Genomic DNA, 12517 nt, shown 5'->3' with positions numbered 1-12517 from the left:
GTTTGGAGCAATCATATTTACGTTTTTCACTCGAAGAGTCGATTTGGTTTAAAAGGGGACAGGAAGTGGGAGAGTTTCTTTCGGTTTCGTTAGATCCGGTCATTTCCGTTGATGAATACGAGCATTATATTACGATTCGCGGGGCGTTAGAATTAAGCGGGGAATATCGCATGGCGGATGAAGATGGGGAGGAGGCAGATCTTTACGATTTTAGCACACGCCGATTCGTCCAACGGATTACGACGCGCGAAGATGGGGTGAGTGAGCTGTTTCATCGCTTCCCTGTCGACATCACGATTCCGAAAAGCCGGATTTTTAGTTTAGAAGAGGTGTATGTCACGGTCGAATCGTTTGATTACGATTTAGGTAGCGACGGTCGGCTTTCCCTTGTAGCCGATATTTCGATTAGCGGAATTTTGGAGGAAGGGGAAGCAGAAACGGAGAGCGAGCCGTCATGGTTTGAGCCGTTTGAAGCAGTCGCTCGCAAAGAATGGTACGAACAAGAAATGTTAGCCGAAGCGAGCGAACATGTGCAAGCAACGGCAGAGCAAAGCGAGGAGGGGCTTGTGGAACAAGATATTGTTCTGAATGAGACTGAATGGATGAAACGAAGCGAAGATGACGAGCAAGCGCCGGTTGCGCCAGCAGTAGCTACCGACGAGCGAAACGAAAATAGTGAACCGTTTCTCGCTAAAGAGCCAGAAGCAATGCACGAAAACGAAGCGAAAGTATCGATCGGAACAGCACCAAAACAAGAGGCCGAACCGGTGGAAGAAAATGCGAAGCCGCGCAAAGAAAACGCGCTTTATTTAACAAAGTTGTTTTCGAAAGAACAAGGAGAAGATTTTTCAAGAGTAAAAATTTGCATCGTCCAGCAAGGCGATTCAATGGACAAGATTGCAAAACGGTACGACATTTCGATCCAACAACTATTGCGGGCGAATCATCTCGAACACGAAGCCGAGTTGCAAGAAGGGCAACTATTATATATTCCTATCCCAGCTAGCCACCGTGCATAAGCAACCTCTCCCACTTTACCGAAACTAAAGTGGGAGATTTTTTTAATGGCGAACGAAGGGGGGATTTATTTGCACGACCTTAATATGGCGGTATTGGCGCATTACCCTTTACGCGTATTGCGCATCGACGACTACGGCAAGGTCAAAAAAGTGCATACAGCTGAAGGAACGTTTGCCTTAAAAAAAATTAGTGACGTTCAGCAACTCCACGCCATTGAGCAAGCCGCTTTTTTTTATCGACCGCAAATGATTCCGATTTACTGGTCGAAGCGCGGCACGTTGTTTGTAGCCGAAGGCGGTTACTATTATTATGTCATGCCGTGGATTTCACTGCCGTCAGGGCAGCGGGCAACAGAAGCGATGATATCTTTTTTCCGCGATCTTGCCACGCTGCATCAGAAAACGTTGCAAGAAATCAACGTGGACGAAACAGAGCTTAAAAACTATTATGAAACAAAAAAAGCGGCTTGGGAAGAAGAACGCTCCTTTTTACAATCTTATGCGGAACAATGCGAACATGAATGGTATATGTCCCCGTTTCAACTGCAATTTTGCACGTATTTCCACGAAACGATGCAAGCGTATTGGTTTGCAGAAACGCAGTTGGAAACGTGGTACGAAAAAATGAAAGAAACGAAAAAATGGCGCGTTGCGTTCGTACATGGAAACGCTCGTTTTTCGCATTACGTCCCGCGCGAACAAGGAGGGCAGTTTTTTAGCTGGGAGCGGGCAAAATGGGCATTTCCGCTTGTCGATGTAGCGGCTGCTTTAGATGAATATGTACGAACGCCGTCGGTAGACGATACGTGGGTCGACGGCTTTCGAGAATATGAAAAAAAACTTTCCCTTCGTGAAGAAGAGCTTGCTTTTTTCTCTAGCCACGTTGCTTCTCCGACGTATTTATACCGAGTCGTTTCTGATTATGCGGAGAAACGGAAAAAAGAACAGACAGAATACCGCGCTGTTTCCGAGCTGCAGCGAGCTTACTGGATAATGAAGCGAACGGAACAACTCCTTATGCGGATGACGACATTAAATCCACTCGAGGTGGAAAGCGACAGCCAATCCAACGAGAATGGCTAATAAAAGAACGTCGAACGTCGTCGGCAACAAAATCGTGCGAATCGCTTGAAAAACAGTAATGGGAATAATAACTTGCGCACAAATGGCGCGAAGTTGACGAAGCCATGGCGGCCATGAGTATGGATTAAATCGTTTCACGTATTATCCCTCCTTTTTATACAGTATGAAACGACATCTTTTTTGTCACCAAAAAGCAAAAACGTGCATAAACCATTAAAAACTTGGAAAAGATGATTGACGATGTCCTTCATTTTTCGGTAGTATGTATAATGAATAAGGCAAAAAGCGAAGACAGGGAAGAGTACAGCGCGAACGCCTGCAGAGAGGGGAATCATTTGCTGCGAGATTTCCTAGGATTGTACGCGTTGGAAGGTCGCCCTTGAGCTGCTTCTTTGAACCTAAAGTAGAAGAAGCCGGTCGAAAGCCGTTATGCGATGAAGTGCTTAGGCAGGAGTATGTCCTGCTTAAGAAAAAAGGTGGTACCGCGAGAGAGTCTCCTTTCGTCCTTTTCGGATGAAAGGAGTTTTTTATTTTGTAAGGAGGGATAACATGGAAAAGCTAACGATGTCGACAAAATACGACCACAAAGCTGTTGAAACGAACCGCTATCAGTGGTGGCTTGACGGCAAATTTTTTGAAGCGACGGGCGAAGAAGGAAAGCAGCCGTTTACAATCGTCATTCCGCCGCCAAACGTGACGGGGAAATTGCACTTAGGTCATGCGTGGGATACGACGCTGCAGGATATTATTACACGTATGAAGCGGATGCAAGGCTATGACGTCTTATGGCTTCCAGGGATGGACCATGCCGGCATTGCGACGCAGGCAAAAGTAGAAGAGAAATTGCGCCATCAAGGGCTTTCCCGCTACGATTTAGGCCGCGAAAAATTTGTCGAAGAAACGTGGAAATGGAAAGAAGAGTACGCCGGCCATATTCGCTCACAATGGGCGAAATTAGGGCTTGGCCTCGATTATACGCGCGAGCGCTTTACGTTGGATGAAGGGCTATCGAAAGCGGTGCGCGAAGTATTCGTCTCCCTTTACAAAAAAGGGCTCATTTACCGCGGCGAGTACATTATTAACTGGGATCCAGTCACCAAAACAGCGCTTTCTGATATTGAAGTCATTTACAAAGATGTACAAGGAGCGCTTTACCATATGCGCTATCCGCTTGCCGATGGTTCTGGCTACATTGAGGTCGCGACGACCCGTCCAGAAACGATGCTTGGCGATACTGCAGTTGCGGTGCATCCGGAAGATGAGCGCTATAAACATCTCATCGGCAAAACGGTTATTTTACCGATTACTGGCCGGGAAATTCCGATTATCGGTGACGAATACGTCGATATGGAATTTGGTTCAGGGGCAGTAAAAATTACGCCAGCGCACGACCCGAACGACTTTGAAATCGGCAACCGCCATAACTTGCCGCGCATTCTTGTCATGAACGAAGACGGCACAATGAACGACAATGCGATGCAGTATAAGGGGCTTGACCGCTTCGAATGCCGCAAGCAAATCGTTAAAGATTTACAAGAACAAGGGGTATTGTTCAAAATTGAAGAGCATATGCATTCGGTCGGTCATAGCGAACGAAGCGGCGCTGTCGTGGAACCGTACCTTTCGACGCAATGGTTCGTTAAAATGAAGCCATTAGCAGAAGCAGCGATTGAACTGCAAAAAACAGAAGGAAAAGTGAACTTTGTTCCAGAACGTTTTGAAAAAACATATTTACACTGGATGGAAAACATCCGCGACTGGTGCATTTCCCGTCAGCTTTGGTGGGGGCATCGCATTCCAGCGTGGTATCATAAAGAAACAGGCGAAGTGTACGTCGCTCACGAGCCGCCAGCAGATATCGAAAACTGGGAACAAGACCCGGACGTCTTAGATACGTGGTTTAGCTCCGCACTTTGGCCATTTTCGACAATGGGCTGGCCGAACGAAGACTCAGCGGATTATAAGCGCTATTACCCAACAGACGTGCTTGTGACCGGCTATGATATTATTTTCTTCTGGGTATCGCGCATGATTTTCCAAGCGCTCGAGTTTACGGGGAAACGTCCATTTAAAGATGTACTCATTCACGGCTTAGTGCGTGATGCGCAAGGGCGGAAAATGAGTAAATCGCTTGGCAACGGCGTGGACCCGATGGATGTCATTGACCAGTACGGCGCCGACTCGCTTCGCTACTTTTTAGCAACAGGCAGCTCGCCGGGGCAAGATTTACGTTTCAGCACGGAAAAAGTAGAAGCGACGTGGAACTTTGTCAATAAAATTTGGAACGCTTCACGGTTTGCGCTCATGAACATGGAAGGATTTACGTACGAAGACATCGATTTAAATGGAGAAAAATCAGTTGCTAACCATTGGATTTTGACGCGCTTAAACGAAACGATTGAAACGGTCACGAAATTGGCGGAAAAATACGAGTTTGGTGAAGTCGGCCGTGCGCTTTATAACTTTATTTGGGACGACTTATGCGACTGGTACATTGAAATGGCGAAACTGCCGTTATATGGCGATGATGAGCAAGCGAAAAAGACGACGCGGTCAGTACTGGCGTACGTGCTCGACCAAACGATGCGCCTTCTTCATCCATTTATGCCATTTGTAACGGAAGAAATTTGGCAGCACTTGCCGCATGAGGGCGAATCGATTACGGTTGCGAAATGGCCGGAAGTTCGTCCAGAGCTTTCGAATGAAGAAGCGGCAGAAGCGATGCGGTTGTTGGTCGATATTATTCGCGCGGTGCGCAACGTTCGTGCGGAAGTCAATACGCCGCTAAGCAAGCCGATTACGCTTTATATTAAAGCGAAAGACGAACGCGTCAAAGCGACGTTAGCAACGAACCGAGCGTATATTGAGCGCTTCTGCAACCCGAGCGAACTAATTATCGATACGACAATTCCGGCGGTCGAAAAAGCGATGACCGCGGTTGTCACAGGTGCGGAACTAAGTTTGCCGCTTGAAGGGCTCATCAACATTGAAGAAGAAGTGAAACGCCTCGAAAAAGAATTGCAAAAGCTTGACCAAGAAGTCGAGCGCGTCCAAAAGAAATTAAGCAACGAAGGCTTTTTAGCGAAAGCCCCAGCGCACGTGATCGAAGAAGAACGGAAAAAAGAACAAGACTACTTGGAAAAACGCGAAACAGTGCGCGCTCGTCTTGCACAATTAAAACAATAGCTTTATGATGAAGACGAATCGGTTTTCGGTTCGTCTTCATTTTTGAAGGGAGGAAATTTTCATGGTGAGTACATATACAGAAGCGGTCAACTGGATTCATGGACGGTTAAAGTTAGGGGTCAAACCAGGCTTAAAGCGAATGGAATGGATGCTTGAACGACTAGGGCATCCAGAGCGTCGGGTAAAGGCCGTTCACGTCGCCGGAACGAACGGCAAAGGGTCGACTGTTTGCTTTTTGCGTCATATTTTACAGGAGGCGGGATATTCCGTTGGGACATTCACCTCACCGTATGTGGAGCAATTTAATGAGCGCATTAGCGTGAACGGCGTGCCGATTTCTGATGAGGAGATTGTGCAGCTTGTCCAAGTGGTTAAGCCGCTTGCTGACGAATTGGAGCAAACCGAGCTCGGAGCGCCGACGGAATTTGAAGTCATTACGGCGATGATGTTTTACTATTTCGGAAAAATGAACGTGCAAGATATCGTCATTATTGAAGCGGGGCTTGGTGGACGGTTGGACTCAACGAACGTCATTTATCCGCTTTTATCGGTGATTACAAACGTCAGCTACGATCATATGAATATATTAGGGGAAACGATAGAAAAAATCGCGTTTGAAAAGGCAGGAATTATTAAATCCGGCGTTCCGGTCATTACTGGAATCGAGCAAGAAGAAGCGCTTTATGTTATTCAAGAAAAAGCAGCGCAACAGAAAGCCAAAACGTACGTATTAGGCAACGATTTTGTTGCGAGCGACATCGTTTCATTTGAACATGGCGAACAGTTTTCTGTTCAGACAATGTTTGCAAACTATCCGGACTTGACGATTTCGATGCTCGGCGCGCACCAAATAAAAAATGCGGCATTAGCGGTGATGGCAGCCGATTATTTACGGGTATATTACTCATTGATTATTGAAGAAGAGGCGTTAAGAAATGGGCTTGCAAAGGCGCAATGGCTCGGACGGTTTGAAACGTTGTCGAACAAACCGACGATGATTATTGACGGGGCGCATAACGAAGCAGGCGTCGAAAGTTTAGTCGAAACGGTCAAAACGCACTATCCGGACCGCGACGTTCATTTGCTTGTTGCGGCATTAGCCGATAAGCCACTTGATAAAATGATTCCACAGCTTGCTCGTATCGCGAAAACAATCACGTTTACGTCGTTCGATTTCCCGCGCGCGGCGACTGCCAAGCAGCTAGAAGAACTATGTGAACATCCGAGAAAAGCGTGCTGTGACGACTGGAAGCAATGGCTGACCGACGCGAAAAACAGCCAAAACGATCGCGACCTTTTCTTAATCACCGGCTCGCTTTACTTCATTTCAGATGTGCGGAAATTTTTGAAAAATTAATACCTCCATAAGGAGAATTGCTGATATAATAGAAGAAAATAGGACATTGGAAGGGGGGAGGAAATGTGTCGCAAATAAAACACAAATCTCTATACTTTAGTTTTATGATTGTTTTCTTTAGCTTCCTTTTTGTTTATGTACATCCAGTTTTCGCAGCGACTTTGGGTAATGCCTCTCTAGATTTTACTGTTACACCTTCACAAACTGAGTATGCTAAACCTACAAATGGGGATGCTCAAGGGCGGTTGGATGTTACGTTAATTCCTCAAGGGAAAATTGATAGTGTCATTCGTTCACCGATTGATGTCGTATTCGTTTTTGACGTTTCAGGGTCGATGGATGAGCTAGGAACGAACCCGATGAAGTTCCAAAGCGCCAAACAAGCGCTGAGTTCTGCAGTTAGCTATTTTAAAGCGAATGCGAATCCGAGCGATCGTTTTGCTCTTATTCCTTTTTCAAGCGACGTCCAATACAATAAGGTCGTGCCGTTTCCAACCGGAACATATGACGTTGCGCAGCATTTAGATAAAATTTTACAAACGTCGAATAGCCTTGTTGCTGGTGGAGGAACGAACTATACACAAGCGTTGCAAACAGCGCAATCGCTTTTTAACGATCCGACGCGAAAAAAATATATTATCTTTTTAACAGACGGAGTGCCGACATTTGCGAACGTTGTTGAGCAGATGACGTATAAAGAAGTAAAAAATTATAGATATACAGGGAAAACTATTACTGGGAATGTTTCGCTCAGATATGAACTTTATAGCGATGGCGCGACAACTGCGATGCGGTTTATTGATAATCAAGGATATGAACGGCTTTTATATGGGAGTGGGAATGATTATGCAGATGGTCGGTATATAGGAAAAAGTGGACTTACTTTTTCTTATAGCTCTGTCGATACAAAAATCCGAAATTACGGGCTAAACGTTGCTAAAAATCTCGGCATGAACAATATCACCCTTTACTCTGTCGGTTTCGGAAGCAACGATGATGTCGATATGAATTACTTAAGCCAACTGTCGTCAATGACAGGTGGATTTGCAAAGCAAGGAACGACGCAAAATTTAACAGAAATTTTTCAACAATTTTCGAAGCTCGCAACCGATCCAATGTTAAGCGGCACGATTCGGATTCCGCTTCAATCGTTTGGTGGCAATGTGCAGATTGTAGAAACTGAGAATGTTTGGCTTGACGAAGCGAAAGCCAATGCTTACATCACATTTAACATTGGCTATAAAGTCGGGCAATCTGCTCCATCGCCAGTTAATATTTCCGTTCCTGTTTTGTTTAAAGCGAAAGGAACGTATACGTTAAGTGCAGAAATGTCTTATCGCGACGTATACGGTGTGTTGCAGCCGACGGTGACGAAAACGGTGACGGTAGTGGTGAAAGATGAAGTGCCGCCGTCGTTTACAGGAAGCGTAAAACTGCAAGGAGTTTCTCGTGATATTGGAGATTTAATTAAATACGGCAATACGAACGGTGACTCGAACCAATTCAATGCCCAATACACGTTAACTCCGACTGGATATGTCGGAAGCGGTGTGACGGGCAATTTAAGCAACATTAAACTTATTCAGCCGCTTCCGGACGGGGTGACAGTTGTCCCTTCCGCAAACGTTACGGTTTATAGCAATAACGGCGTCACTTATGTTGAAATTGCTTTTCCGAATACAACGATTGATTATACGAAATTAAATAGCACGACGCTTACAGCAAGTTTGAAACTGCAAGCAAATTGGGCGATGGAAGGGGTGCAGCTGCCGCAAGCGACCATTTCGTTTACAGACAGCAAATACGGTGCGCGCACTTCCACATTGCCGGTTGCCTCACAGTCGATCAACATGAAAGTAAGGTTGTTAGAGTTCCCGGACATCTATTATGAAGGAGACAGCCGCGGACTTGTTTCGAAATGGCAGACGCTTGCCGCAACGACGAATTTGCTTGCGACAACGAAGCATCCGAACAATTACGGTTTACTTATGTTGCCGATTCAATCGTTAACGTTTAAGTCAAATAGCAATGATCTCATCATCGTTGTCACTTATAAAGACGGTCAATCCGTAGAGTTGAATTTAACGCCACAGGTAAAAATTTTTACGAACGATGGACGGGAAATTGCGAATGGGGCAACGGTAACAGAGCCGGTAAAAGTACGCGTTGTCGGGTTAGTCGCGGGAGAAGGAGTATCGTATCAATATCAAATTACTAATCCGAAACAAAACGTCAACTGGCAAACGCTAACCCCTCCGTACGAAATTCCGATTACGGTCGATGGAACGTCCGTTGTTTCGGTGAAAGCGTCAGGCGGTTTTACGAAAGGCAGTGGCATGGCGACCGTTTTGGTTACGTATAACAAGCTAATTACATCGATTGACCTAGCATACCAATCGAAAATGAATATCGGAGATACGCAGACAATTTCTGTCACGATTGCGCCGAGCGATGCCACAAATAAATCGTTGCAGTGGATTTCAAGCGATCCAACCATCGCGACGGTTGATCAAGGAAAAGTGACGGCGAAAGGTTCGGGAGTTGTCGATATTACCGTAAAAGCGTTGGACGGCAGCAACGTTTCCGCGACCGCGAGAATTACTGTTGTTAACCCAATTGTTCCGTTAGAAGCAATCCGGTTTGCTCAGCAAGTTTTATATGTAACAGCCGGCGATGAAATCACGCTCGATCCAAAAATTGAATTCATCCCGAACAATGCGACAAACAAAAACATCCGCATGATTCAATCAAGCGCGCCAGAGTACGTAGATGTCATCTTTAAACAAGGAAAGTGGGTCCTTCAAGCAAAAGATGCTGGATATGCAACGATAACCGCAGTAGCTGATGAGAAAAATGCTCTCGGTCAAGACATCACCGCCACCATGGTTGTCATTGTTCAAGAAAAATCAACTGGTCCGGGAGGAAACAGTAACGATAGCGGTGGGAAAAATCGATGGTAAAAAACGGCATGGGGTTGTCCCGATGCCGTTTTATTTTACCGTAAGTTCATCGACAATAAGGTCAAGTTTTTTCACAAACGGCAGCCCCAATCCTCGGTCAATAAAAACTGACTTATCATGCTGAATGACAAAACGAGCTTGCTCTTTCTCATCCAATGACGGTGGAGGGGAAAGCGAAATAGCATTATTTTGTTTATTAGCGGGGCCCCGATAGCTGTTAATGACTAATCCTGACGTATCCCCATCTGGAACTGCTTCGTTGACGTTTCCGCGCGCAAACAAACCACCTTTAATATTGATATAAGAGCCAACCGCATAAAGGACAGCATTGCTATCTGTATAGAAATAGCCTTTAAGGTTTGGGGTATCAACAAACGGGAAATTGTTATCGAATTCGTTAATTCTTGCAATTTCTAAAGGTCCTTTTGACAATAGCACGACTTCTTTGTCGTTCCAACCGGAAATGTTGGCGTTATAAATAAATGTTCGCTGCAGCGCATAAATGGTGGAATCAAGCTGCACGTTTCCACTAATCATTAAATTACCAAGGACAAGAATATTTCCACGTATTTTTACCGGAATATTAATACTGTTCCCTAAATATAAATCACCGTTAACAATTAGCCAGTTATTTTGTAAATCGAGTTCACCGTGATCAATAAAAAAAGAAGAAATTTTATCCGAATCGAGTAAAATCGGTTCGTTACCGATATCTGTGGTTTCGTCGACTGTTGGGACATGATCGAACGTAGCGAACTGTCCTTTAAGGCTGTTAAGAAGTTCATTGATAGTTAGGTTGATATTATTCTCATACGCTTGACTAAACGTTTCAATGCCGGCAGCGTTCAACAGCTTGTCTTTAAATGTCCAGTCAAAATCAACATCAATAAATTCGCTTTGTTCTTTTTGAACAGAAGGACCTTTCGTTTGGAATTGTACGTCGTTAGAATAATTAGGCAAAATACGTTCAAACCGGCTATTAGCAACATTATAACAAGCGTTAGCCCCATTTTTCTGCTCACAAGAATAGCGGTTTTCATTAACAAAGAGCACACTTTTGTCACTTGTTGTCGGGAAAGATGTCTGTACCGTATACTTTTGTGAGTTATCAATATAATTAGCAACATTTGTAACATAAAAATTTTTCCCGGCATATATATTCCCATCAATATACATTCCGCCGTTTAACACGACGTCTTCCGTTGACCCAACCGCATATTTCAAAAAACTAGGCGTGTTTGTAATAATAATTTTCCGCGAAACAGTTTTTGTTCCGTACGGTTTGGAAAGGAGATAGACGCGCGTAAACAGCTTCGTTCGGTCAATATTGTTGTCTAATGTGACGTCTTGAATATTTACCCCATACCGATCAATTAGTTGCTTTATAAACCCTGTTTCACTATTGCCGAGATCGGTGTCTAACTGAAGCGGGGTGGATAGTTCTAAATTTTCTACTTTTACCTTCATTTCGGCAATCGTTTCTTCAATTGCTTTCGTCGCTTCGTGTAGCGACGTCACGTCTTCAACACGTGTTTGCGTAAATTTTGCTTGATAGAGGCTGACGGATAAAATCGTCAAACCAAGCATGAAAAAAATCGTGATAATGAGCAATGTTAACACAAGGCTATACCCTTTTTCGTTCATCTTTTGCACTTCCTTTAAAACCCAAATTCCGTTTTTAACGTAAACGGTCGAATATAAAGCGGGCTACTTGGCGAATCGTGAGTACTGTCTTCAACAGCCAGCACCATCGTCACCACACCGCTCCGGCATATGTTCCCTTCTTGGCGTACGCACGTATACGAGAGTTTCGATTGATTCGAAATAATTCGCAGGCGATCCGAACTAATCGGTTGCCCATCAATTAGAAGCTGATCGTTTTGTAATGCGAGCGAAAACGATTTTGTTTTTGTTTTTGTTTCTTGCTCTTCGACAAGCCCTACCCTCGTATCAATCGTTTTTTGTTTATTGTTCACAAAGACGAGCTGCGTATTGGTCTTCGTGGTTGTATCGATCCCATCTGGTGCGAACTCATATAAGCGGTTGAAGACAATCGTCATCATATAGTCCGCCTCACTGCGCAGCTCATTTTCGATGCCGATGCGCTGATACGTTTTTATCCCGCTCATAAACACGTTGTACATCACCCCGATGATAAGAAACGAAATCGTCACCGTCGCAAGCAACTCTAATAAGGTCAATCCTTTTTCATTGTTAACGAATCGCTTCATTAGCGATCACTCCTTCTAGCCACGCTGCTTTGTCGTTGTCGTCTCCCCAGCGCACGATGACGTATACTTTCAGTAAATATTTTTGTAAGTTTACATCGGAATTTGCAATTGTTTCCTCTGTTAGTTTCTTTTTTAGCGACGCGGGGAGTTCCGCTGGCGGCGATTGAATGAAGTTGTCCCATTGGACGACATCGTTATAAGGAACGACAAACACATGAAGCCGTGTTTCGTCGTATACGACGTTGTTAATGGTCGGACGAAGAATCGCTTGGCATACTTGTTCGCTTTCAAACAACGAAGAGCGACAGTTGGACGCATTAATTTCTGTATATGGCTTGTTTGTCGTTGCCATGTCTGTTTGGGCGTATTGTTGTAGCGCTGTAAAATCAAGCCGTTCCATATACGCCAACACTCCGCGCGCCACATTGACCGCCACCGTTTTCCCTTGGTTATATGTCGTATATTTCATCGCATTTGTAAAAAAAAGAAAAATTCCGGCCGCGACGGTCGACAAAATAACAATCGACGCTAGCACTTCAATTAGCGTAAAGCCTCGTGAAGGGTGGAGTACAGTAAATTTCTTTTTCTCCATTTTACATACCTTCTTTCAAAATATGTAACTTTATTATACAATATGTTAGAGTCGAGTATTGTTTTATTTTTACGAAAATTGTCTTATAT

The 12517-nt window shown here is 44.6% G+C and carries 9 protein-coding genes and 1 other annotated feature; of the genes, 5 read left to right on the top strand and 4 right to left on the bottom strand.

The features are described 5' to 3' along the window. The first annotated feature begins 2 nt into the window (after positions 1 to 2). Both spoVID and ysxE read left to right on the top strand, forming a co-directional pair. On the top strand, positions 3 to 1019 hold the full coding sequence (gene spoVID / locus M4I42_RS04195) for a stage VI sporulation protein D (RefSeq protein WP_268850992.1): 1017 nt from the start codon (positions 3 to 5) through the stop codon (positions 1017 to 1019). A 45-nt stretch (positions 1020 to 1064) separates the two neighbouring features. Further along, positions 1065 to 2102, top strand: a complete 1038-nt coding sequence (ysxE, locus tag M4I42_RS04190) for a spore coat protein YsxE (protein WP_268850991.1) — start codon at positions 1065 to 1067, stop codon at positions 2100 to 2102. Here ysxE and M4I42_RS04185 read toward each other — a convergent pair. Continuing rightward, complete coding sequence (locus M4I42_RS04185; protein ID WP_268850990.1) at positions 2052 to 2240, bottom strand: hypothetical protein; 189 nt, start codon at positions 2238 to 2240, stop codon at positions 2052 to 2054. The genes ysxE and M4I42_RS04185 overlap by 51 nt on opposite strands. A 141-nt stretch (positions 2241 to 2381) precedes the next feature. Then, positions 2382 to 2613, top strand: a binding site (T-box leader). Between the two features lie 38 nt (positions 2614 to 2651). On the opposite strand from M4I42_RS04185, the gene M4I42_RS04180 reads away from it, so the two are divergent. The 3 genes from M4I42_RS04180 (at position 2652) to M4I42_RS04170 (ending at position 9605) form a co-directional block, all read left to right on the top strand. After that, positions 2652 to 5288 (top strand): valine--tRNA ligase, encoded by a 2637-nt coding sequence (locus M4I42_RS04180; RefSeq protein ID WP_268850989.1) that lies wholly within the window; start codon positions 2652 to 2654, stop codon positions 5286 to 5288. 61 nt (positions 5289 to 5349) lie between these two features. Further along, positions 5350 to 6645: a bifunctional folylpolyglutamate synthase/dihydrofolate synthase gene (locus M4I42_RS04175; protein ID WP_268850988.1), complete on the top strand. Its 1296-nt coding sequence runs from the start codon at positions 5350 to 5352 to the stop codon at positions 6643 to 6645. 245 nt (positions 6646 to 6890) lie between these two features. Beyond that, positions 6891 to 9605, top strand: coding sequence for a VWA domain-containing protein (locus M4I42_RS04170; RefSeq protein ID WP_328284585.1), 2715 nt, complete (start codon positions 6891 to 6893; stop codon positions 9603 to 9605). 30 nt (positions 9606 to 9635) lie between these two features. On the opposite strand, the gene M4I42_RS04165 is transcribed toward M4I42_RS04170, so the two are convergent. The 3 genes from M4I42_RS04165 to M4I42_RS04155 are packed head-to-tail and all read right to left on the bottom strand — an operon-like array spanning position 9636 to position 12428. Beyond that, positions 9636 to 11249, bottom strand: coding sequence for a hypothetical protein (locus tag M4I42_RS04165; protein WP_268850987.1), 1614 nt, complete (start codon positions 11247 to 11249; stop codon positions 9636 to 9638). A gap of 14 nt (positions 11250 to 11263) precedes the next feature. After that, positions 11264 to 11836 carry a PilW family protein gene (locus tag M4I42_RS04160; protein ID WP_268850986.1) on the bottom strand — a complete coding sequence of 191 codons (573 nt, stop codon included), beginning with the start codon at positions 11834 to 11836 and terminating at the stop codon, positions 11264 to 11266. Further along, positions 11820 to 12428 carry a type IV pilus modification PilV family protein gene (locus M4I42_RS04155; protein ID WP_268850985.1) on the bottom strand — a complete coding sequence of 203 codons (609 nt, stop codon included), beginning with the start codon at positions 12426 to 12428 and terminating at the stop codon, positions 11820 to 11822. Before M4I42_RS04155 ends, M4I42_RS04160 begins: the two co-directional genes overlap by 17 nt. Between the last annotated feature and the right edge of the window lie 89 nt (positions 12429 to 12517).

The sequence above is a fragment of the Anoxybacillus sp. J5B_2022 genome, from assembly GCF_026847645.1.
Taxonomy (GTDB): domain Bacteria; phylum Bacillota; class Bacilli; order Bacillales; family Anoxybacillaceae; genus Anoxybacteroides.
The sequence above is the reverse complement of the archived record's forward strand: the minus strand, read 5'-3'. Positions and strand labels throughout refer to the sequence as shown.

Bases quoted from the DNA above. Each gene is read 5' to 3' on its own strand.
- ysxE (WP_268850991.1), top strand. From the start codon at position 1,065: ATGGCGAACGAAGGGGGGATTTATTTGCACGACCTTAATATGGCGGTA.
- M4I42_RS04180 (WP_268850989.1), top strand. From the start codon at position 2,652: ATGGAAAAGCTAACGATGTCGACAAAATACGACCACAAAGCTGTTGAA.
- M4I42_RS04175 (WP_268850988.1), top strand. From the start codon at position 5,350: ATGGTGAGTACATATACAGAAGCGGTCAACTGGATTCATGGACGGTTA.
- M4I42_RS04165 (WP_268850987.1), bottom strand. From the start codon at position 11,249: ATGAACGAAAAAGGGTATAGCCTTGTGTTAACATTGCTCATTATCACG.
- M4I42_RS04160 (WP_268850986.1), bottom strand. From the start codon at position 11,836: ATGAAGCGATTCGTTAACAATGAAAAAGGATTGACCTTATTAGAGTTG.
- M4I42_RS04155 (WP_268850985.1), bottom strand. From the start codon at position 12,428: ATGGAGAAAAAGAAATTTACTGTACTCCACCCTTCACGAGGCTTTACG.